Here is a 20,399-nt window from a genome sequence, read left to right as displayed (position 1 = left end):
CCCCCGCGCGCCGCCCGGGGACGGGTCGTGCGGCGTGGCGATAATCGGACCCGTGACGACGATCGCCGACGACGCGCCCGCCCCCGAGCCGATCCGCTTCTTCGGCACCACCTGGGTCGACCGCGGCACCGCCTACTGGCGGTGCCGCGTCCTGGTGTCGCTCGGCGCCCTGGCGGCCACCGCCGCCGGGGCGCTGCTGCTGCGCCTGGGCGTCTCCGGGGTGCGGATCTCCGGCGCCGCCCCGCTCACCGTGCTGCTGACGCTCGCCATCGGCGTCTGCACCGCCCTCGCAGGCCTGCGCACCTGGAAGATCCTCACCGAGGGCCGCGCCTCGCTCACCGGCTGGATGGCCGAGGACAGATCACTGGCCGGCGTCTGGCTGGTCGGCTTCACCGGCGCCCTCGCCGCCTACTTCCTGCGCAGCCTCGCCGAAGCCCCCGGCGAAGGCCTCAAGCGCGCCGTCCACGACGAGGAGACCGCCACCTGGCTGCGCCGCCGGACCGCCCGTGCGGAACGCGACGCCCGCAAGGCGGCCCGGCGGCGACGGCGCTGAACGGCCGTCAACTACGGCTGGCGGTACCGCACTCGCCGCTCTCGTCGAGCGGCCGGCTCCAGTCGTACGGGTCGGTGGCCGGGCCGCCGCTCGGCGCGGCCGTCCCGGCGGACCGGTCGGCGCGGAACGCCGGACGCAGGTAGCCGTCGTGGAAACCGCAGAGGGTGTTGGCCCGCTCGGTGCTCCACCTGGTGAGCGACACCTTGTCCTTCTTCACCTGGAAGCGCGCCGGATCGGCGAACCGGATGTCGATCTTGCGGCGGACGATCTCCCGCTCCACCTCCACCGTCCCCGGCTCGGCCTGGATCAGAGCCACCGACTTCGCGCCGCCGCTGCCGCCGCTGCCGCCGCTGCCGCCGCTCGGCCGGGAGCCGCCGCCCGGGGTCGACGGCCCGGTCGACGGCGCGGCCTTGCCGACCTGCGGGCCCGGCTTGAGCGCGTAGACGAAGGTGACGTCGGCGTGCACCAGCAGGCCCTGCTCGCCGTCGCCCTCGAAAGTGATCAGGCCCTGCACCTTCACCTGGTCGGTGACCGGCACCGCCCACTCCGGGTCGAAGCGGCTCACCCAGGTCGCCGGGTCGTTCTCCTTGCTCGGGTGGGCCAGGTCCGCGGCCAGGTCGTCGCCGTTCTGCTGGTTCGTCAGGTCGAGCGCGGCCTGCGGATACCCGCCCGCCAGCACCTTCGGGTCCAGGTTGGTGGCGACCAGGAAGGCCTTGGCCAGTTCCAGGTCCTTGGCCACCCGCTCCTGGTCGAACACCCCGACCGCGGTGGCCTGCGGCAGCGCCAGCCCGTCCGGGCCGGCCGGCCACGCCTCGGCGGGCGAACCCGCCCACGGCCGGTCCACCGTCGCGGTCTCCGGGGCCACGCTCGGCGGCGCCTTGGTGGGTGCCGCCGTGGCCGCACCCACCGACGGCAGCGCCGAGGACTGGGCCCGCAGCTTCTCCTTCGGGTTCCCCTTCCAGGCCAGCACCCCCACCGTTGCCCCCAGCGCGGTCACGGGTATCAGCAGGGTCAGCAGCGTGTTGCGCAGCCGGTGCGGCTCCCGGCCCGACGCCTCGGGGGGCGTCGCTCCCCGGACGTCGTCCAGGTCCGTCCTCTTGAAGGGGTTCCCCTGCTGTCCGGAGTCGCTCGGACCCGGCTCCTCAAATCTCGGCACGGCCGGAAGTATGCCGACCACCGCCGACACGCCCGACACCGGGGGCGGTGGAGCTACCCCTTGCGGGCGGCCTTCACCGAGCCGACCACGCCCGCCACACCCAGCAGCAGACCCGCCGGCAGCAGCGAGGTGAACAGCGCCTCGAACAGGCCCCAGTCGCCCAGCAGCCACAGGTTCACGGTGTTCGCCAGCCACAGCGCCGCGGACGCCGGGACCGCCGACTGCCACGGGTGTTCCTCCGCCCACCGCTTCAGCCGCCGGTCCCCGCCCTTGCGCAGCCGCCCGCCGACGGCGCCGACCAGGAAGAAGAAGAACAGCCCGAGGCCGACCGGCCCCGCCAGGATGTCCATCGACCAGTGCCCGGTCACCACGTCCACCGCGAGGGCGGCGCCGCCGACCACCGCGCCCACCGCCGTCGCCGTCCGCCAAGGCCCGAGCGTCGCCGCGGCGACGGCGACCTGACGGTTCTCACGTCCTGACAACTCTCCGTGTCCCATGCCTCCACGGTGCTCCACGGCCGCCGCGGAATCCAGCACCAGAACCCCTGAGATTCCCCCTACGGGGCGTCACGGCCACACCGTCACGCCGACCGTCGGCCACCCGCCGGCACCGCCGGCCGCACCGGACACCGGGCTGCGGGCGGACCGGGAACGACCTCCGCCCGCAGGGTGGACAACTGCGCCGCGGCCGGCGCGTTCCGGGAGAAGATGGCCGCCAGGAACCGCAGCACACGGAGGGCCCGCCATGAGCAACACCACCACCGCCGGCCAGAAGATCGCCTTCCTCGGCACCGGAAAGATCGGCGAGGCCCTGCTCTCCGGCCTGCTGCGGGCCGGCACCGACCCGGCCGACGTCCTGGTCACCGCCCGCCGCCCCGAGCGCGCCACCGAACTCGCCGACCGCTACGGCGTCGCCACCGCCACCAACGCCGAGGCCGCCAAGCTCGCCGACACCCTGATCCTCGCCGTCAAGCCGCAGGACATGGGCACCTTGCTCGACGAACTCGCCGAGCACGTCGCCGCCGACAAGCTGATCGTCTCCGCCGCCGCCGGCATCCCCATCGCCTGGTTCGAGGACCGCCTCGCCCCCGGCACCCCCGTGGTCCGCGTCATGCCCAACACCCCGGTGCTGGTCGACGAGGGCATGAGCGTCATCTCCGGCGGCCCGCACGCCACCGAGGCCCACCTGGAACGCACCGAGGCGATCTTCCGCTCGGTCGGCAAGGCCCTGCGCGTCCCCGAGAGCCAGCAGGACGCCGCCACCGCCCTCTCCGGCTCCGGCCCCGCCTACTTCTACTTCCTGGTCGAGGCGATGATCGACGCCGGCATCCTGCTCGGCCTGCCCCGCCAGGTCGCGCACGAGCTGATCGTGCAGTCCGCGATCGGCGCGTCCGTGATGCTCCGCGACTCCGGCGAGCACCCCGTCAAGCTGCGCGAGGCCGTCACCTCCCCGGCCGGCACCACCATCGCCGCCATCCGCGAACTGGAGAACCACGGCGTCCGGGCGGCCATGCTCGGCGCCCTCGAAGCCGCCCGGGACCGCTCCCGGGAACTCGCCACCGGCGGAAAGTAGGCTGGAACAACGTGAGCTACGACCTGCTGATCCTCGACAACGACGGCGTGCTGGTGGACAGCGAGCCGATATCGAACCGGGTGCTCGCCGAGTACCTCACCGAACTCGGCCACCCCACCACCGTCGAGGACTCCTACCGCGACTTCATGGGCACCGCCGCGCACCACGTGCACGACGTGATCGCCCAGCGGTACGGGGCCACCCTCCCCGAGGGCTTCGACGACCTGTACCACGACCGGGTGTTCGCCGCCTTCGCCGGTGAACTCAAGCCCGTCCGCGGCGCCGAGACCTTCCTGAAGCACCTCCGGGACAACGGCGTCCGCTACTGCGTCGCCTCCTCCGCCCACCACTCCTGGATCCGCACCGCACACCGCCTCACCGGCCTGTCCGGCTACTTCACCGACGACCTGCTGTTCTCCGCCCAGGACGTCGGCATCGGCAAGCCCGCCCCCGACCTCTTCCTGCACGCCGCCCGCACCATGGGCGCCGACCCGGCCCGCTGCCTCGTCCTGGAGGACAGCGGCAACGGCGTGCTGGCCGCCCGCGCCGCCGGAATGGACGTGTACGGGTACGCCGCGCTCACCGACCCCGACCGGCTCACCGCCGCCGGAGCCACCGGCCTCTACACCGACCTGGAACGGGCCGTCGACCTCCTGAACTGATCGCGCGCGACCCCTCCCGCAGCCGCCGCCCACCGCCTACGCTCTGGCCAACATCCTTCGTACCGGCCGGTAGCGTCGGTGGTGAGCGAGGTTTCCATGCAGGTCACGGCCGCGGCCGAACCCACCCCGCGACTCCGGATGGCCCGCGCCGCGCTGGCCCTCTCTTTCCTCCTCCAAGGCACCACCTTCGCCCTGCTGGTCACCTGCATCCCCGAGATCCAGGACCGCTACGGCCTCAGCGACGCCCTGCTGCCGGTCTTCCTCGCCGCCGTCCCGATCCTCGCCGGCATCGGCTCCATCGGCTCCGAGACCCTGGTCAAACGCACCACCGCACGCGGCGTCCTACGGGTCGTCCAACCCGCCATCTGCGTCACCCTCGCGCTCACCGGCCTCGGCGACCAACTCTGGCAACTCGCCCTCGCCCTCGGCCTGTTCGGCATCCTCGTCGGCGCCCTCGACGCCTCCATGAACATGCTCGGCGTCGGCCTCCAGCACCGCTACGGCCGCAGCATCATGATCGGCTTCCACGCCGCGTTCAGCCTCGGCGGCATCATCGGCGCCGCCCTCGCCGGCCTCGCCGCCCACTACGACGCCGGCCTCCCCCTCGTCTTCGGCGGCCCCGCGATCGTCCTCGTCCCCGCCGCGCTCCTGATCGGCCGCCACTTCGCCGGACCCGCCGAACTCGGCGACGCCGTCCGCGAAGCCGCCGAACTCGCCGCCCGCCGCATCCCCTGGCGGCCGCTGCTCCCGCTCTGCGCCGCGATGGCCTTCGCCTACATAGCCGACGCCTCGGTCTCCAACTACAGCGTCAAGTACCTCACCGACGGCCTCGGCAGCCGCGAGGACCTCGCCAAACTCTCCTACCTCGGCTACATGGTCGCCATGCTCCTCGGCCGTGCCGTCGGCGACCGCGCCGTCCAACGCTTCGGCGCCGTCCCGGTCGTCCGGGCCGGCGCGAGCCTCGCCGGCGCAGGCTTCCTGCTCGCCGCCCTCGCCCCCGCCGCCTGGGCCGGCATCCTCGGCTTCACCGTCCTCGGCCTCGGCATCTGCGCGATCATCCCGCAGGTCTTCGCGGCCGGCGGCCGCCTCCTCCCGCACGCGAGCGACGCCGCCGTCGCCCGCCTCAACCTCTTCAACTACGCCGGCTTCCTCATCGGCTCCCCCCTCGTCGGCACCCTCGCCGAACTTTCCTCCTACCGCTGGGCCTTCGGCGCCCCGATGCTCCTGATCCTCGCCATCCTCCCGCTCGCCCGACACTTCGCCCCGGCGGGCGGACAGGCGGGTCCGGCGACAGGGGCGCAGCCGAGTGCGAAACCAGGGGTGCGAGGAACTGCGCGAAGCGGAAGCTGACCAGCGGAAAGTCGCGCTACGGGCAATGACTCGCACGTGACCGCGCCCCTCCCGGATACCGTGTGCCCCATGGCAGATACTTGCGGACTGCACCTCTACTGGGACGAAGCCGAAACCGGCTACGACTTCGGACCGGGCCACCCCATGGACCCGACCCGTCTCGCCCTGACGATGCGTCTGATCGAGTCCCTCGGCCTGACCAAGCACCCCGACGTCCAGCTCCGCTCCGCCCCCGCCGCCGGCGACTCCACGCTCCGCCTGGTCCACACCGCCGACTACCTCGAAGCCGTCAAACGCGCCGCCGCCGACCCCGCCGCCACCGACCCCGTCCACGGTCTCGGCACCGACGACAACTGGTCCTTCCCCGCCCTGCACACCGCCTCGGCACTGATCGCCGGCCAGTCCGTGGCCGCCGCCGAGGCGGTGTGGCGCGGGCAGACCCCGCACGCCGTGAACTTCGCGGGCGGCCTGCACCACGCGATGCCCGGCCAGGCGTCCGGCTTCTGCATCTACAACGACCCCGCCCTCGCCATCGCCCGTCTGCTGGAACTCGGCGCGGAACGGGTCGCGTACGTCGACGTGGACGTGCACCACGGCGACGGCGTCCAGCAGACGTTCTGGAACGACCCTCGGGTGCTCACCGTCTCCCTGCACGAAAGCCCCAGCACCCTGTTCCCGCAGACCGGTTGGGCCACCGAGACCGGCGGCCCGGACGCCGAGGGCACCGCCGCCAACCTGGCGCTGCCCGCCGGCACCGGCGACGCCGGCTGGCTGCGCGCGTTCCACGCCCTCGTCCCGGAGCTGCTGGCCGCGTTCCGCCCGCAGGTGATCGTCAGCCAGCACGGCGCCGACACCCACATCGAGGACCCGCTCGCGCACCTCGCGGTCACCGTCGACGCGCAACGCCTGATCGCCGAGTCGGTGCACCAGCTGGCCCACCAGTACGCCGACGGCCGCTGGGTGGCCACCGGCGGCGGCGGGTACGCGGTGGTCGACGTGGTGCCCCGCACCTGGACGCACCTGGTGGCGACCGCCGCCGGCCACCCCGTCGACCCGGCCACCGAGACCCCCGAGGAGTGGCGCGCCGAGGTCTACCGGCTGACCCGCCGCCCCGCCCCGCTGTGGATGACCGACGGCGCCACCCCGGACTGGAAAGACTTCCACGACGGCGGCTACGACCCCGCCGACCGCCTCGACCAGGCCATCCTGGCCACCCGCCGCGCCGTCCTCCCGCACCACGGGCTGATCCCGTGACCGCGCCCGGCCGCACCCGCGACGACCTCCGCGCCCACCTGCTGAAGCGCCGCCTGGCCGGCCCCGACGTGCCCACGCCCCGGCAGAACAACCTGCGCCACTACCGGCTGTTCGCCCAGGGCGACCCCAAGGCGCTGATGGGCCTCGACCCGCACCACCGTCGGGACGAGGACGCGGTGCTGCGCCTGATGGCCGAACGCGTCGGCGTCGACCCCGACCCCCGGTACACCGAGGGCCCCGACACCATCGACCCCGAGCTCACCCTCGACGCCCTGGACCGCCTCGCCGCCCTGCTGCGCCGCACCGCCGACCGCCGCGGCAGCGTGCTGGCCGGCACCGGGCACCCCAACAAACTGGCGGGCTTCCATGGGGCGCTCGCCCGGGCGCTCGAAGCCGCCGGGTGCGCCGTTCGCACTCCCGCGCGGGCCGTACGCTTCCGTGAGCCCACCCCGGAGGGTGACCGCCCCCGTTACCTCGACGTGGTCGACCGGGTGCTGGTGACACGGGCCCTGGACGGCCCCGAACGCCCCGGCCGCCCGGGCCCCGGCGACCTCGCGCACACGCACTCCCCGCTCCCCGTCCGGCTCGCCCTGACCGCCCTCGCCGAGGCCGGTCATCGCCCGCCCGACCTGGTACTGGGCGACCACGGCTGGCTGTGCGGCGCCGGCCTCCTCGGCATCCCGGCCGGCGGGATCGCGGACTGCAACGACGTCGCCCCGTTCGTCGCCGAGGCGGACGGCCTGGTCGAGGTGGTCGTCCCGCTGGAGGACGGTTCGGACCCGTCCTGCTACAGAGCACTGAGCGACTACGTACTGCAACGGGCGGATCTCGCACCGTACAACAGTTGACGGCCACCCCCTTCCCACCCGTACCACCCATAACTACTCTGGGGATACACGTGTGCCGGTGGAGTCACCGGAGGGGAAGCCGGTGCCTTGCACACGGGTAAGGGTCGGGTGAGGGTCATGAGCGAGCGTCCCCTGCAGGATGTGGTCTTCCTGACGGTCGCCGAGGTCGCCTCGGTGATGCGGGTCTCGAAGATGACGGTCTACCGCCTCGTGCACAGCGGCGAACTTCCGGCCATCAGGGTCGGACGCTCGTTCCGGGTGCCCGAGCAGAAGGTGCACGAATACCTCCAGGAGTCCTACGTTCGGCTGCAGAGTGCATAGCTCCGCAGCCGCCAACGGGACACCGATTACGGCAAACGCGAGGTGGACGGTAGGCTAGGGCCTCCGTCAGTCGTATGGACTCCCGTTCCTCACGGGCGCGGGTCCGAGTGAGCGAGGAATGTTCCGTGGGCTCTGTCATCAAGAAGCGTCGCAAGCGTATGGCCAAGAAGAAGCACCGCAAGCTTCTGAAGCGCACTCGCGTGCAGCGTCGCAACAAGAAGTAACACCGCCTGCGGTCGCCTCGCGCCGCCAGGTTCCACCACTGCCCGTCCCCGGATGATTTCCGGTGGCGGGCAGTGGCGTTTCCGTTCCCGTGTCCGCGGCGCGGTACGGTGCAGGCCAGGGGGAAGGCAGCACCGGCAGCCAGGGAGGTCGCGGCAACGTGGGCAAGGTCGTGCTCGTCACCGGGGTGGCGCACCGGCTCGGTGCGCTTTTCGCCGGCCGGATCGCCGAACAGTCCGGCGTGGACCGGGTGGTGGGCGTGGACGCCGGCCCGCCGCCGGCCGCGCTGCCGTCCGGCGTGCAGTACGCGCAGGTCGACCTGCGCCGCCCGGCGATCGCCCGGGTGATCGCCGAGCACGACGTCGACACCGTGGTGCACCTCCACGTCACCGCGCTCGGCCACGGCGGCCGGGCGCTGGTGAAGGAGAACAACGTCATCGGCACCATGCAGCTGCTCGGCGCCTGCCAGAAGGCCCCCGGGGTGCGCCGCCTGGTGGTGAAGTCCACCACCGCCGTCTACGGCTCCGCGCCGCGCGACCCGGCGGTGTTCGGCGAGCGGATGCAGCCCAAGGCGCTGCCGGTCGGCGGCTTCGCCCGGGACGCCGCCGAGGTGGAGGGCTACGTCCGCGGGTTCGCCCGCCGCCGCCCCGACGTCGCGGTGACGGTGCTGCGCTTCGCCAACATCCTCGGCCCGCACGGCGACACCCCGCTGACCGCGTACTTCCGGCTGCCGCTGCTGCCGACCGCGCTCGGCCACGACCCGCGCCTGCAGTTCGTCCACGAGGACGACGCGCTGGAGGTGCTGCGGCTGGCCGCGCTGGACGCGCCGACCGGCACCTACAACGTCGCGGGCGACGGCGTGCTGCTGCTCTCCCAGTGCGCCCGCCGGCTCGGCCGCCCCACCGTGCCGCTGCTGCGGCCCGCACTCGGCCTGGTCGGCCGGCTGGCCCGGCAGCTGACCGCCCCCGCGGACCGTGCCTTCTCCCAGGAACAGCTCCAACTGCTCACCCACGGACGGGTGGTGGACACCGCGCTGCTGCGCGACACGTTCGGCTTCACGCCGCGCTGGACCACCCCCGAGGCGTTCGCCGACTTCGCCGCGCACGTGCCGCCCGGCCCGCTGCCGCCGGCCCGGCTGACCGCCGTCACCGACCGGCTCACCGGCCTGCTCACCGACCACCGCCCCACCGAACCCGAGGAGTTGAGGCCGCGATGACAGCCGCGCGGGAGCCCGCCGACCCGGCGGCCAACGTCATCCCGATCGAGTCCGCGCCGAGCTGGTCCGGCCCCGAGCCGCGCCCGGCGCTCGCCGACCGGCTGGCCGACGGCGTCGGCGCGGCCCTCTCCGGCCAGCTCGGCGCGACCGCGACCCGGCTGTTCGGCAAGGGCTGGGAGCAGCGCGCCGCCGACGGACTCGGCTTCCTGCGCCGCCGGCTGACCGGCGACTACGAGGTCGACGACTTCGGCTTCGACCGGGAGCTGACCGAGGAGGTGTTCCTCGCGCTGCTGCGGCCGCTCGCGGAGAAGTACTTCCGGGTCGAGGTCCGCGGCGCCGAGCACATCCCGACCGACGGCGGCGTGCTGATCGTCGCCAACCACTCCGGCACCGTCCCGCTGGACGCGCTGATGACCCAGGTCGCGGTGCACGACCACGCCGACCGGCACCTGCGGATGCTGGCCGCCGACCTGGTGTTCGTGCTGCCCGTGGTCAACGAGCTGGCCCGCAAGGCCGGGCACACGCTGGCCTGCAACGAGGACGCGCAGACCCTGCTGGAACGCGGCGAGGTGGTCGGGGTCTGGCCGGAGGGCTTCAAGGGCATCGGCAAGCCGTTCGCGGACCGCTACAAGCTCCAGCGGTTCGGCCGCGGCGGCTTCGTGGCGTCCGCGCTGCGGGCCGGGGTGCCGATCGTGCCGTGCTCGATCGTCGGGGCGGAGGAGACCTACCCGATGATCGGCAACTTCAAGACGCTGGCCCGGCTGCTCGGCCTGCCGTACGTGCCGATCACGCCGACCTTCCCCTGGCTGGGGCCGCTCGGCGCGATCCCGCTGCCGACCAAGTGGACCATCCAGTTCGGCGAGCCGATCCCGACGGACAGCTACCCGAAGGACGCCGCCGAGGACCCGATGCTGGTGTTCAACCTGACCGACCAGGTGCGGGAGACCATCCAGCACACGCTGTACAAGCTGCTGGTGCAGCGCCGCTCGGTCTTCGGCTGACACGCCGCCGGGCCCTGTCACGAGAACGGCCCCACGAGAACGGCCCTCTCCGCGAGAACGGCCCGCCGCCCCGTGCCCCCGACGACAGCGGGCACGGGGTGGCGGTGGCTCAACTGAGCGACAGCCCGGGCAGCAGCCCCGGGAGGAGCGGCGGCAGGTTGAGCCCCTGCCCGCCGTCCGCGGGCGCGGCCGGGGAGGCCGCCGGGGCCGGGGCACCGCCGTGGGCCGGCGTGGCGGTCGGCGAGGGCGTGGCACCACCGGTGAGGCCGCCCAGCAGCTCGCCCAGACCGGGCTTGGCGGACGGCTCGGTCGACGGGGTGGCCCGCCCGGACGACCCGTCGGCCGGACCGTGCCCGGTGCCGCCGGTGCTCGCCGTGCCGCTGCCGGGCTGCTGCCCGGTACCGGTGCCTCCGGTCGCCGCGCTGTCGTCGCTGCCCCGGCCGGCGGGCTCCACCAGCCGCAGGGGCGCGACGTCCTCGCTTATGTCGCTGAACAGGCGGTCCACCTTGTCGGCCTGGCCGGCCAGGCCGGACGGCAGCCGGGACTGCAGGGCCGACCAGCGCTCGTCCTGCCCGGCGAAACCGGCGAGTTGACGCATCGGCGCGAGCGAGCCGTTGGAACGGTAGACCGCGCGCAGCAGGTCGCGGCCGCGCAGCGCCTCGGCGTGCATGTCGTCGAGGGCGCGGCGCACCTGGTCGACCGTGGCGGGGCTGAGCGCGTTGCCCGGGTCCGTCCGGCCGACCAGGGACTGCGCCTCGGTGAGCCGGGTGGTGGCCTGCTGGAGGAGCAGGGCGCCGCGCTCGGCGTCGTTGTCGGCCAGGTTGAGGCGCAGCCCTTCCAGGCCCCGCTTCATGCCGTACAGGGCGTCCCCGGGGAGGGCGCTGGTGGACGCGGCGGCGGCTCCGCCGAGGGAGCCGACGGCGACGCCCGCGACCAGCCCGCCGATGGCCAGGCGGCGGCCCCAACGACTGCGGCGGGTGCGCCGGGCGCGTTGGACGGGGAGGACCGCCGTGGGGGCGTCGTCGGCCCACTGCTGCTCGAACGCGGCCATCAGCCGGGTGCGTTGGACCGTCCGCGTCTCGGCGGCCAGCTCGGGGGCGGGGAGCGCACCGAGGGCGTCGGCCATGGCGAGCAGCTCGGTCATGGCGGCGGAGCCGGCCCGGTGCGCGCCGCTGCTCCGGTGGTCACTCTGGTGGGCCTCCAGCGCCTCGGCGAAGGACTTCGCCCGCCGGTGCTCCAGCATGTTTGCCGTCACGGGCCACACCTCCCTTCGTCGTTTTCGACACCGTGGCCCGTCGGTTGGTTGTCCCGGCAGGCCAAAACCGCACCATCGGGTGACAGTTCGAGATCCCACTTGACTGCGGGCCCGGTGGCGGGTTGCACGCTGGCCAACGAGCGGTGTCGGGAGGCGGTTACGCACGACCCCCCTGGCGTATTAAGCAGAGCAGATGACCGCCCTCTCACCCGGACGGGCAAGCGCCCGGCCGAGGTTGACGGCGTGTCAAGCGCGAGCGGGCGCGGCGGGCGGTGCGCCGCGCCCCGGCGCGCGGCCAACTGGCGCGCCGGTGACGGGTGGTGGGGCGGGGGTCTGTCGGAGGTCGGGTCCACGGTCGGCAGGTCACCGGGCGTCGGGCGGCAGGAGGCGGGCCAGCGTGCGCACCGCCCGGTACTGCAGCGTCTTGATGGCGCCCTCGTTCTTGCCCATGATCCGGGCCGTCTCGGCGACCGAAAGCCCCTGCAGGAAGCGGAGCGTGACGCACTCCTGCTGCTGCGGGTTGAGCCGGCGCACCGCGTCCAGCAGGGCGGCGTTGGAGAGCGACTCCAGCACCGACTCCTCGGGGCTGCGCTCGCACTCGTTGGAGTCGAGCATCTCGCCGGTGGTGACCTCCAGCCGGAACCGGCTGGACTTGAAGTGGTCGGCCACCAGGTTGCGCGCGATGGTGACCAGCCAGGCCCCGAAGTCGCGGCCCTGCCAGGTGAAGGTGCCGATCCGGCGCAGCGCGCGCAGGAAGGTCTCGGAGGTGAGGTCCTCGGCGGTGGCCCGGCTGCCGACCCGGTAGTAGATGTACCGGTAGACGGTGTCGGCGTAGTGGTCGTAGAGCCGGCCGAAGGCCTCGCTCTCGCCGTTCTGCGCGCGCTCGACCAGGTCGACGACCGGGTTGTGCTCGGTGTCGTAGCCGGGCCCGGCGGGCGCGCTGCGGGTGCGGCCGCGGGTGCCGGGGGAGGGCACGGTGCGGGTCCGCGGGGCGGCCTGGCTGCCGGTGGCGGTCGAGCGCAGCAGCGGCGCGGCGAACGCGGCGGGCGCGGGCGCGGTGAACGTGGGGCCGGCCACCGCGGGCTGGGGGACCAGCAGCTCGAACTCGCGGATCGCGGCCCACAGTCGCTCCAGGCGCACACTGCGGCGCAGGCCGGCGGTCGACGGGCGGGAGGTGGCTGGCGCGTCGTTCCGGACGGGTGGGTACACGGGACTCCCAGAGGCAGAACTGTGGACGGATCACCTCCGCCTGTGCGGAGAGCACGCCGCATTGACCACCCGTCACGGGGACGTTCGGGGTGGCGTGCATCCAGGAGAGAATAACGCTTTGTGCAATGACAGCTACACCGCGTGGTCGAAGTGGTCGGATGAGGTCCACTTGTTGCGCATATTTACCTGTCTCCGACCGGAGTTGACGCCATTTCTCCGACTCAAAGCGACCGCTTGTGCACACCGGGTGATCGAACGGTGATGGATGGCCGGGGTTTCCCCGGTGGAGGCAGTCTCAATCCACGACTTTGCCGGACTGCCGAACGATCAGTTCCGATCACGGGGCACAGGCCCGTCGGGGCAAGGGCGGCGGGCCTTCCCGCGGTGCCGCTGGGCGTGCCGGGACCACCCGCACGGGGGCGTGTCGACGGCCGCAGGTTGACGCCTGGTCAAGGACGGTCCGGGTGACGTCCGATCCGGGTACCGCCCGAGCGGGTGGCGTGCGGTCAGGCCCGCTGGCGGCGGCGCATCGCCACCGCGGCGGCGGCCGCCCCGGCGGCGACGCCCAGCGTGGCCGCCGCGGGGATGCCGATCCGGGCGGCCCGGCGGCCGGTGCGGAAGTCCCGCACCCGCCAGCCCATCGCCCGGGCGTGCCGGCGCAGCGCCGCGTCCGGGTTGATCACGTACGGGTGGCCGACCAGGCTGAGCATCGGGATGTCGTTGGCGGAGTCGCTGAACGCGGCGCAGCGGGCCAGGTCGAGGTGTTCGCGGCGGGCCAGCGCCTGGACCGCGGCGGCCTTGGCGGGGCCGTGCAGCATGCCGCCGACCAGCTTGCCGGTGTACTCGCCGTCGCGGGTCTCGGCGACGGTGCCGAGCGCGCCGGTCATGCCGAGTCGGCGGGCGATCAGCCGGGCCACCTCCTGCGGGGCGGCGGTGACCAGCCAGACCCGCTGTCCGGCGTCCAGGTGCATCTGGACCAGGGCGCGGGTGCCGGGCCAGACCTTCTCGGCCAGCACGGGCTCGAAGATCTCCTCGCAGATCCGCTCCAGGTCGGCGGTGCGCTTGCCGGCGACCAGGCCGAGCGCGCTGTCGCGGGCGTCGGCGATGTGGTCGGGGTTCTCGGCGCCGCGCAGCCGGAACGCGGCCTGCTGCCAGGCGAACCGGACGAGGTCGCGGCGGGTGAAGAAGCGCCGCCGGTACAGGCCCACGCCGAGGTAGAAGATCGCGGCGCCGCGCAGGATGGTGTTGTCGCAGTCGAAGAACGCGGCGGCCCGGACGTCGCCGGGCACCGGGGTGTGGTCGCCCTCGGGGGCCCTGGGGCGGTCCGGCTCGGGGTCGGCGTCGGGGGCGAGCTGCTCCTGGGCGGCGTCGGCCGCGGCCTCGCCCGCCAGGGCGGTCCGTTCGGCGAGGGAACGCCTCGACCGGGTGAGCCTTCGCAGCGCTGCCATGCGACGAGCATAGTCAGCCGGGGAGCCCGGCCCCGTGACCGAGGAGTGCCGCACCGGTGAACGCGCGGGATATGTGGCGGCGCACAATGTGTGCCGTGAGCCTGCTGCGACGTGAGAAGAAGAACCCGGCCGACACCACGGTGACGCTGATCGGCAAACCCGGCTGCCACCTGTGCGAGGACGCCCGCGCGGTGATCCTCAAGGTGGTGGAGGAGCTCGGGGTGGCCTTCGAGGAGAAGGACATCCTGCAGGACGCGGCGCTGTACGAGCAGTACGCCGAGCAGATCCCGGTGACCCTGATCGACGGCCGCCAGCACGACTTCTGGCGGGTGGACGAGACGCGGCTGCGCAAGGCGCTGGCCTGACCGTCCGGCCGGTGCGACCCTCCTCGCACCGGCCGCGTCCGGCGGTCCTTCGTGCGCGTGCGATGTCCTCGCCCCTAGGAGTTCGGCCCTTCTCCGGCTTACCATCGAACGGTTTTCCGTGTCCGCCGGGGGCTGTGCAAGAGGAGGGCGTGATGAACGGCTATGCCGTCGTCGACGTCGAGGCCACCGGTCGTAGCCCCTGGCGGCACCGGGTGGTCGAGGTCGCCGTGGTGCAGCTGGACGCCGCCCTGCGCACCGAGCGGGAGTTCGCCACGCTGCTCGATCCGGCCGGGCCGGTCGGGCCGACGCACGTGCACCGGATAGCGCAGGAGGACGTGGTCGGCGCGCCGCGGTTCCGGCAGATCGCGCCGTGGCTGCTGGAGCTGATGGCCGGCCGGGTGCTGGTCGGACACCACGTGACCTGCGACCGGGCGTTCCTGGAGCGGGAGTTCGCGCGGATCGGCGTGGTGCTGCCGACGGTGCCGGCGCTCTGCACGATGCGGCTGGCGCGCCGGCTGCTGCCGCAGGCGGGCGGTTTCGGGCTGTCGGCGTGCGTGGAGGCGGCCGGGCTCGGCTGGTTCCCGGCGCACACCGCGCTGGGCGACGCGCACGCCACCGTGGAGCTGCTGCGGCACTGCCTGCGCGCCGACCGGCTGCCGGAGGAGCCCGTCCCGGCGGCCGCCGCGGTGCCGTGGCCGCGGATGGCGCCGGCCCGTTCGACCCCTTCCCGGGGCCCGGTCCGACTGCTGCGCCGGTGGGCTCCGCTGGGCCCGTGGCCGGCCGGAGTGGAAGGGCCGCGTCCGCTGGTCGGCGCGGCGGGTTACGAGTGATGCGTGTCACTGTTCGGGGACAAATCGGACACCATCTTTGTGCACACGTTCACAAACGCATAGCCTGGCGGTCCAAGCCCAGCTTCACCCGCAGGAGCAACGTGGCAATCGGCCGACCCTCATCCAGCAGTTCGCAGACGCCCGACCCGGGTGCCGCGCGCCGGACCTCGCGCGCGCGAGGCATTCCGGAGGCGACCGTGGCCCGCCTTCCGCTCTACCTGCGGGCGCTGACCGCGCTGTCCGAGCGCTCCGTGCCGACCGTCTCCTCCGAGGAGCTGGCCGCCGCGGCCGGCGTCAACTCCGCCAAGCTGCGCAAGGACTTCTCCTACCTCGGGTCGTACGGCACCCGCGGCGTCGGCTACGACGTCGAGTACCTCGTCTACCAGATCTCCCGCGAGCTCGGCCTCACCCAGGACTGGCCTGTCGTCATCGTCGGCATCGGCAACCTCGGCCACGCGCTCGCCAACTACGGCGGCTTCGCCTCCCGCGGCTTCCGGGTCGCCGCCCTGCTGGACGCCGACCCCAACGTGGTCGGCACCGCCGCCGCCGGCCTGCCCGTGCGGCACATGGACGAGCTGGAGGCCATCGTCGCCGCCCAGCACGTCTCCATCGGCGTCATCACCACCCCGCCCGGCGCCGCCCAGCAGGTCTGCGACCGCCTGGTCGAGGCCGGCGTGACCAGCATCCTCAACTTCGCCCCGACCGTGCTGACCGTCCCGGACGGCGTGGACGTGCGCAAGGTCGACCTCTCGATCGAACTGCAGATCCTCGCCTTCCACGAGCAGCGCAAGGCCGGCGACGAGCCCGCCGCCGGCGACTCGGTGCTCGACCGCGCCCCCGGGCCGGTCCGCGCCGCCGCCGCCAAGCTGCGCCGCGCCGCCGGCGGCGGCAAGGCCGCCGAGCAGACGAAGAGCGCCCCGACCGGCAAGGGCCCCGAGGACGACCTCTCCGCGGTGATGCCGGCGTGAGCACGAACATCCGTCACGACGAGGTGGGGGCATGAGTCTTCTGGTAGTCGGTCTGAGCCACCGGACCGCGCCGGTCGGCGTACTGGAGCGCGCCGCGCTCACCGGCGAGACCCCGACCCGCCTGCTGCACGACGCCGCCGCCTCGGCGACCGTCGCCGAAGCCGCGCTGGTCAACACCTGCAACCGGATCGAGCTGTACGCCGACGTGGACAAGTTCCACGCCGGCGTGGCCGAGCTGTCCCAGCTGCTCGCCGGGCACAGCGGCGTCGACCTCGACGAACTCACCCCGCACCTGTACGTGCACTACGAGGACCGCGCCGTCCACCACCTGTTCTCGGTGGCCTGCGGCCTGGACTCGATGGTCGTCGGCGAGGGCCAGATCCTCGGCCAGCTGCGCGACGCCCTGGCCAAGGCCCAGGACGAGCACACCGCCGGCCGCGGCCTCAACGAGCTGTTCCAGCAGGCCCTGCGGGTCGGCAAGCGCGCGCACAGCGAGACCGGCATCGACCGGGCCGGCCAGTCGCTGGTCACCTTCGGCCTGGAGCAGGTCGCGGCCGGCGCCGGCCCGATCGCCGGCAAGCGCGCCCTGGTGGTCGGCGCGGGCTCGATGAGCTCGCTCGCCGCCGCCACCCTGGTCCGGGCCGGCCTCACCGACCTGCAGATCGCCAACCGCACCCCGGCCCGCGCCGAACGCCTGGTGGAGATCCTCGGCGGCACCGCCCGCACCCTGGACTTCGCCGACGTCCCGCAGGCCCTCGCCGAGGTCGACCTGGTGATCTCCTGCACCGGCGCGGCCGGCACCGTCATCGACGCCGCCGAGGTGGCCGCCGCCGTCGCCGCCCGCACCGCCGACCGGCCGCTCGCCTTCCTCGACCTCGCCATGCCCCGCGACGTCGACCACGCCGTGCACCGGCTCGACGGCGCCCTGCTGGTCGACCTGGAGAGCCTCTCCCACGCGCACGCCGCCACCCCCGGCGCGGGCGACGTGGACGCCGTCTCCACCATCGTCGGCGACGAGGTCACCGCCTTCGGCCAGGCGCAGCGCGCCGCCCGGATCGCCCCCACCGTGGTCGCCCTGCGCGCCATGGCCTCCGAGGTGGTCCGCAGCGAACTCGCCCGCCTCACCTCCCGGCTCCCCGACCTCGACGAGCGCTCCACCGCGGAGATCTCGCAGGCCGTCCGCCGGGTGGTCGACAAACTGCTGCACGCCCCGACCGTCAAGGTCAAGCAGCTCGCCGGCGAACCCGGCGGGGCCTCCTACGCGGAAGCCCTGCGCGAGCTGTTCGACTTGGACCCCGCGGCAGTGCACGCTGTCTCCGGCACCCCGATCGGCGACCGGGCCGGGTCCTCGATCCCGGCCGGCGGCATCCCCGCCGCCCAGGCCGCCGCCGTCGCCCCGCCCGCCGGAGCACCCAGATGAACACCCCGTCAGCCCCCCAGCACGACCAGGACGATCACCTCATGAATGGTCCAGAGACAGTGACGCCGCTGCGCCTCGGTACCCGCCGCAGCGCCCTCGCCATGGCCCAGTCGGGCATGGTCGCGGAGGAGGTGGCCAAGATCACCGGCCGCCGGGTGGAGCTGGTCGAGATCACCACCTACGGGGACGTCTCCCGGGAGTCGCTGGCGCAGATCGGCGGCACCGGAGTGTTCGTCTCCGCCCTGCGCGACGCCCTGCTGGAGGGCCGCATCGACCTGGCCGTCCACTCGCTCAAGGACCTGCCCACCACCGCCCCCGCCGGGCTGCTGCTGGCCGCCGTCCCCGAGCGCGAGGACGTCCGGGACGCCCTGGTCGCCCGCGACGGCCTCACCCTGGCCGAGCTGGTCGGCAAGGCCGGCGGCCGCACCGTCCGGATAGGCACCGGCTCCCCGCGCCGGATGGCCCAGCTCAACGCCTGGGCCCGGGCCCACGACGCGGACCTGGAGACCGTCGCCATCCGCGGCAACGTCGACACCCGCATCAACTTCGTCACCTCCGGCGAACTCGACGCCGTGGTGCTGGCCACCGCCGGCCTCAACCGGCTCGGCCGCCACGCCGAGATCACCGACCACCTCGACACCGCGCTGATGCTCCCCGCCCCCGGGCAGGGCGCGCTCGCCGTCGAGTGCGTCGACCCGACCCTGGCCGCCGTGCTGGCCCGGCTCGACCACGCCCCCACCCGGGCCGCCGTGGTCGCCGAGCGCGCCCTGCTGGCCACCCTGGAGGCCGGCTGCTCCGCGCCGGTCGCCGCGCTGGCCACCTGGGCCGGCACCGAACTGCGCCTGGACGGCGTGGTCGGCACCACCGATGGCGCCGAACTGCTCAAGATGTCCGCCAACGGCCCGCTCGTCCCCGACGAGACCGCCGAGGAGCAGGCCGCGGCCCTGGGCCGCGCCCTGGCCACCCGGCTGCTCGACACCGGAGCGGCCAACCTGATGGGGGAGCGCGCCCGATGACCGCCGCCGGATTCCACCCGCCCGCAGGGCGCTGCACCTTCCTCGGCGCCGGCCCCGGCGACCCCGGGCTGCTCACCCTGCGCGCCGTCGACGTGCTCAGCACCGCCGACGTGCTGATCGCCGACCCGCTGACCGCCGCCGCGGTCCGCACCCACTGCCCCAGCGGCGTCCAGGTCATGGACCCGGCCGAGGCCGGCCGGGAGCTGTCCGACCTGGCCGCCGACGCCGTCAAGGCCGGCCGCCACCTGGTCCGCACCGTCGACGGCGACCCCGGCCTGGACGGCTGCGCCGCCCAGGAGATGCTGCGCTGCGCCAAGGCCGGCGTCCCGTTCGAGGTCGTCCCCGGCGTCGCCCAGTCGGTCGGCGTGCCCGCCTACGCGGGCGTGCCGCTCCGCGGCGACCAGGGCGCGGACGTCCGCTTCGTCGACGGCGAGGCGCTGCTGGCCGGCCAGCTGGTCGACCTCGGCGTGCCCGAGACCACCCTGGTGGTGCGCACCACCCTGGGCCAGCTGCCCGCGACCGCCAACGCCCTGGTGGCGCACGGCCGCAAGCCCGACGCGGCGCTCTCCGCGACGCTGTCCGGCACCACCACCCGGCAGCGGACCTTCACCTCCACGCTGGCCGCGATCGCCGCCGACCTGAAGGCCGCCCGGGTACTGCCCTCGCCGGTCTCCGCCCCGGTCGACCCGGCGACCTCGGTGATAGCCGTGGTGGGCGACCAGGTCGCCCACCGGGCCTCGCACTCCTGGTTCGAGACCAAGCCGCTGTTCGGCTGGAACGTCCTCGTCCCGCGCACCAAGGAGCAGGCCCACGGCCTGTCCGACCAGCTCCGTTCGTACGGCGCGGTGCCGCAGGAGGTGCCGACCATCGCGGTCGAGCCGCCGCGCACCCCGCAGCAGATGGAACGCGCGATCAAGGGCCTGGTCACCGGCCGCTACGAGTGGATCGCCTTCACCTCGGTCAACGCCGTCAAGGCCGTCCGGGAGAAGTTCGAGGAGTACGGCCTGGACGCCCGCGCGTTCGCCGGCATCAAGGTCGCGGCGGTCGGCGAGACCACCGCGCAGGCGCTGGTCGACTTCGGCGTGAAGCCCGACCTGGTGCCGTCCGGCGAGCAGTCCGCGGCCGGTCTGCTGGAGGACTGGCCGCCGTACGACCCGGTGTTCGACCCGATCGACCGGGTGCTGCTGCCGCGCGCCGACATCGCCACCGAGACCCTGGTGGCCGGCCTGGTCGAGCTCGGCTGGGAGGTCGACGACGTGACGGCGTACCGGACGGTGCGCGCCTCGCCGCCGCCGGCCGAGACCCGCGAGGCGATCAAGGGCGGCGGTTTCGACGCGGTGCTGTTCACCTCGTCCTCGACCGTCCGGAACCTGGTCGGCATCGCCGGCAAGCCGCACAACGTGACCGTCATCGCCTGCATCGGCCCGGCCACCGCCAAGACGGCGGAGGAGCACGGCCTGCGGGTCGACGTGATGGCCCCGGCCCCGTCCGCGTCCGCGCTCGCCCAGGCGCTGGCCGACTTCGGGGCCAACCGCCGGGACGCCGCCACCGCGGCGGGCGAGCCGGTCTACCGGCCGAGCGAACGCCGCCCCGGATCGCGCCGCAAGGCGCGCTGACCCTCCGTCGGGGGGGGGGGGGGCCGCCCCCCCCCCCCCCCGGTAAGGGTGGGGAGCGGGCGCGCGCGTTGTGGTACGCGAACAAACCCAGACGCCCCCCCCCCCCCCCCCGCACCC

General features: G+C 74.0%; 21 protein-coding genes. 16 read left to right on the top strand and 5 right to left on the bottom strand.

Going from position 1 to position 20,399, the window contains the following annotated elements:
- The first annotated feature begins 52 nt into the window (after window positions 1-52).
- Window positions 53-553: a hypothetical protein gene (locus ACFV4P_RS16460; protein WP_380471590.1), complete on the top strand. Its 501-nt coding sequence runs from the start codon at window positions 53-55 to the stop codon at window positions 551-553.
- A gap of 7 nt (window positions 554-560) precedes the next feature.
- Here the strand turns inward: ACFV4P_RS16460 and ACFV4P_RS16455 are convergent, their stop codons facing one another.
- Window positions 561-1,709, bottom strand: a complete 1,149-nt coding sequence (locus tag ACFV4P_RS16455; protein ID WP_380471587.1) for a hypothetical protein — start codon at window positions 1,707-1,709, stop codon at window positions 561-563.
- A gap of 53 nt (window positions 1,710-1,762) precedes the next feature.
- On the bottom strand, window positions 1,763-2,206 hold the full coding sequence (locus tag ACFV4P_RS16450) for a hypothetical protein (RefSeq protein ID WP_380471585.1): 444 nt from the start codon (window positions 2,204-2,206) through the stop codon (window positions 1,763-1,765).
- A 247-nt stretch (window positions 2,207-2,453) separates the two neighbouring features.
- Here ACFV4P_RS16450 and proC point away from each other — a divergent pair, with 247 nt between their 5' ends.
- The 9 genes from proC (at window position 2,454) to ACFV4P_RS16405 (ending at window position 10,155) form a co-directional block, all read left to right on the top strand.
- Complete coding sequence (proC, locus tag ACFV4P_RS16445; protein WP_073807748.1) at window positions 2,454-3,281, top strand: pyrroline-5-carboxylate reductase; 828 nt, start codon at window positions 2,454-2,456, stop codon at window positions 3,279-3,281.
- 11 nt (window positions 3,282-3,292) lie between these two features.
- Entirely contained in the window at window positions 3,293-3,943 is a 651-nt protein-coding gene (locus ACFV4P_RS16440; RefSeq protein WP_380471582.1) for an HAD family hydrolase, read from the top strand.
- Between the two features lie 96 nt (window positions 3,944-4,039).
- Window positions 4,040-5,293, top strand: a complete 1,254-nt coding sequence (locus ACFV4P_RS16435) for an MFS transporter (protein WP_380472042.1) — start codon at window positions 4,040-4,042, stop codon at window positions 5,291-5,293.
- A 69-nt stretch (window positions 5,294-5,362) separates the two neighbouring features.
- Window positions 5,363-6,547: an acetoin utilization protein AcuC gene (locus ACFV4P_RS16430; RefSeq protein ID WP_380471579.1), complete on the top strand. Its 1,185-nt coding sequence runs from the start codon at window positions 5,363-5,365 to the stop codon at window positions 6,545-6,547.
- Window positions 6,544-7,395 (top strand): phosphatase, encoded by an 852-nt coding sequence (locus ACFV4P_RS16425; protein WP_380471577.1) that lies wholly within the window; start codon window positions 6,544-6,546, stop codon window positions 7,393-7,395. Before ACFV4P_RS16430 ends, ACFV4P_RS16425 begins: the two co-directional genes overlap by 4 nt.
- Before the next feature lie 117 nt (window positions 7,396-7,512).
- Window positions 7,513-7,716 carry a helix-turn-helix domain-containing protein gene (locus ACFV4P_RS16420; RefSeq protein WP_035863710.1) on the top strand — a complete coding sequence of 68 codons (204 nt, stop codon included), beginning with the start codon at window positions 7,513-7,515 and terminating at the stop codon, window positions 7,714-7,716.
- Window positions 7,717-7,841: 125 nt separating this feature from the next.
- Window positions 7,842-7,940, top strand: a complete 99-nt coding sequence (locus ACFV4P_RS16415; RefSeq protein WP_003948845.1) for a 30S ribosomal protein bS22 — start codon at window positions 7,842-7,844, stop codon at window positions 7,938-7,940.
- A 158-nt stretch (window positions 7,941-8,098) separates the two neighbouring features.
- A complete protein-coding gene (locus ACFV4P_RS16410; protein ID WP_380471575.1) occupies window positions 8,099-9,154 on the top strand; it encodes an NAD-dependent epimerase/dehydratase family protein in 1,056 nt (351 codons plus the stop codon).
- A complete protein-coding gene (locus tag ACFV4P_RS16405) occupies window positions 9,151-10,155 on the top strand; it encodes a lysophospholipid acyltransferase family protein (protein ID WP_380471573.1) in 1,005 nt (334 codons plus the stop codon). The genes ACFV4P_RS16410 and ACFV4P_RS16405 overlap by 4 nt, the downstream gene beginning before the upstream one ends.
- 109 nt (window positions 10,156-10,264) lie before the next feature.
- Here the strand turns inward: ACFV4P_RS16405 and ACFV4P_RS16400 are convergent, their stop codons facing one another.
- The 3 genes from ACFV4P_RS16400 to ACFV4P_RS16390 all read right to left on the bottom strand — a co-directional run bounded on the left by ACFV4P_RS16400 (window position 10,265) and on the right by ACFV4P_RS16390 (window position 14,067).
- Complete coding sequence (locus ACFV4P_RS16400; RefSeq protein WP_380471571.1) at window positions 10,265-11,410, bottom strand: DUF5667 domain-containing protein; 1,146 nt, start codon at window positions 11,408-11,410, stop codon at window positions 10,265-10,267.
- Between the two features lie 363 nt (window positions 11,411-11,773).
- Complete coding sequence (locus tag ACFV4P_RS16395) at window positions 11,774-12,619, bottom strand: ECF subfamily RNA polymerase sigma factor, BldN family (protein WP_380471569.1); 846 nt, start codon at window positions 12,617-12,619, stop codon at window positions 11,774-11,776.
- A gap of 506 nt (window positions 12,620-13,125) precedes the next feature.
- Entirely contained in the window at window positions 13,126-14,067 is a 942-nt protein-coding gene (locus tag ACFV4P_RS16390) for an HAD family hydrolase (RefSeq protein ID WP_380471567.1), read from the bottom strand.
- A 95-nt stretch (window positions 14,068-14,162) separates the two neighbouring features.
- On the opposite strand from ACFV4P_RS16390, the gene ACFV4P_RS16385 reads away from it, so the two are divergent.
- The 6 genes from ACFV4P_RS16385 (at window position 14,163) to ACFV4P_RS16360 (ending at window position 20,282) form a co-directional block, all read left to right on the top strand.
- Window positions 14,163-14,432, top strand: coding sequence for a glutaredoxin family protein (locus ACFV4P_RS16385; RefSeq protein WP_380471565.1), 270 nt, complete (start codon window positions 14,163-14,165; stop codon window positions 14,430-14,432).
- A 152-nt stretch (window positions 14,433-14,584) separates the two neighbouring features.
- Complete coding sequence (locus ACFV4P_RS16380; protein WP_380471563.1) at window positions 14,585-15,262, top strand: PolC-type DNA polymerase III; 678 nt, start codon at window positions 14,585-14,587, stop codon at window positions 15,260-15,262.
- Window positions 15,263-15,369: 107 nt separating this feature from the next.
- Entirely contained in the window at window positions 15,370-16,230 is an 861-nt protein-coding gene (locus tag ACFV4P_RS16375) for a redox-sensing transcriptional repressor Rex (protein ID WP_380472040.1), read from the top strand.
- Between the two features lie 31 nt (window positions 16,231-16,261).
- Window positions 16,262-17,650: a glutamyl-tRNA reductase gene (locus ACFV4P_RS16370; RefSeq protein ID WP_380471561.1), complete on the top strand. Its 1,389-nt coding sequence runs from the start codon at window positions 16,262-16,264 to the stop codon at window positions 17,648-17,650.
- 41 nt (window positions 17,651-17,691) lie between these two features.
- Window positions 17,692-18,666 carry a hydroxymethylbilane synthase gene (hemC, locus tag ACFV4P_RS16365; RefSeq protein WP_380471559.1) on the top strand — a complete coding sequence of 325 codons (975 nt, stop codon included), beginning with the start codon at window positions 17,692-17,694 and terminating at the stop codon, window positions 18,664-18,666.
- Window positions 18,663-20,282 (top strand): uroporphyrinogen-III synthase, encoded by a 1,620-nt coding sequence (locus ACFV4P_RS16360; protein ID WP_380471557.1) that lies wholly within the window; start codon window positions 18,663-18,665, stop codon window positions 20,280-20,282. Before hemC ends, ACFV4P_RS16360 begins: the two co-directional genes overlap by 4 nt.
- Window positions 20,283-20,399 lie beyond the last annotated feature (117 nt).

Origin of the sequence: Kitasatospora sp. NPDC059795 (genome assembly GCF_042732175.1) — a bacterium.
Lineage (GTDB): Bacteria > Actinomycetota > Actinomycetes > Streptomycetales > Streptomycetaceae > Kitasatospora.
Note: the sequence above shows the minus strand (reverse complement) of the source record. Positions and strands in the feature narration are given on the sequence as shown.

What these genes read in the sequence shown, in the direction of transcription:
- ACFV4P_RS16450 (WP_380471585.1), bottom strand. Translation starts at nt 2,206, where the DNA reads ATGGGACACGGAGAGTTGTCAGGACGTGAGAACCGTCAGGTCGCCGTC.
- proC (WP_073807748.1), top strand. Translation starts at nt 2,454, where the DNA reads ATGAGCAACACCACCACCGCCGGCCAGAAGATCGCCTTCCTCGGCACC.
- ACFV4P_RS16435 (WP_380472042.1), top strand. Translation starts at nt 4,040, where the DNA reads ATGCAGGTCACGGCCGCGGCCGAACCCACCCCGCGACTCCGGATGGCC.
- ACFV4P_RS16430 (WP_380471579.1), top strand. Translation starts at nt 5,363, where the DNA reads ATGGCAGATACTTGCGGACTGCACCTCTACTGGGACGAAGCCGAAACC.
- ACFV4P_RS16420 (WP_035863710.1), top strand. Translation starts at nt 7,513, where the DNA reads ATGAGCGAGCGTCCCCTGCAGGATGTGGTCTTCCTGACGGTCGCCGAG.
- ACFV4P_RS16405 (WP_380471573.1), top strand. Translation starts at nt 9,151, where the DNA reads ATGACAGCCGCGCGGGAGCCCGCCGACCCGGCGGCCAACGTCATCCCG.
- ACFV4P_RS16390 (WP_380471567.1), bottom strand. Translation starts at nt 14,067, where the DNA reads ATGGCAGCGCTGCGAAGGCTCACCCGGTCGAGGCGTTCCCTCGCCGAA.
- ACFV4P_RS16380 (WP_380471563.1), top strand. Translation starts at nt 14,585, where the DNA reads ATGAACGGCTATGCCGTCGTCGACGTCGAGGCCACCGGTCGTAGCCCC.
- ACFV4P_RS16370 (WP_380471561.1), top strand. Translation starts at nt 16,262, where the DNA reads ATGAGTCTTCTGGTAGTCGGTCTGAGCCACCGGACCGCGCCGGTCGGC.
- hemC (WP_380471559.1), top strand. Translation starts at nt 17,692, where the DNA reads ATGAATGGTCCAGAGACAGTGACGCCGCTGCGCCTCGGTACCCGCCGC.
- ACFV4P_RS16360 (WP_380471557.1), top strand. Translation starts at nt 18,663, where the DNA reads ATGACCGCCGCCGGATTCCACCCGCCCGCAGGGCGCTGCACCTTCCTC.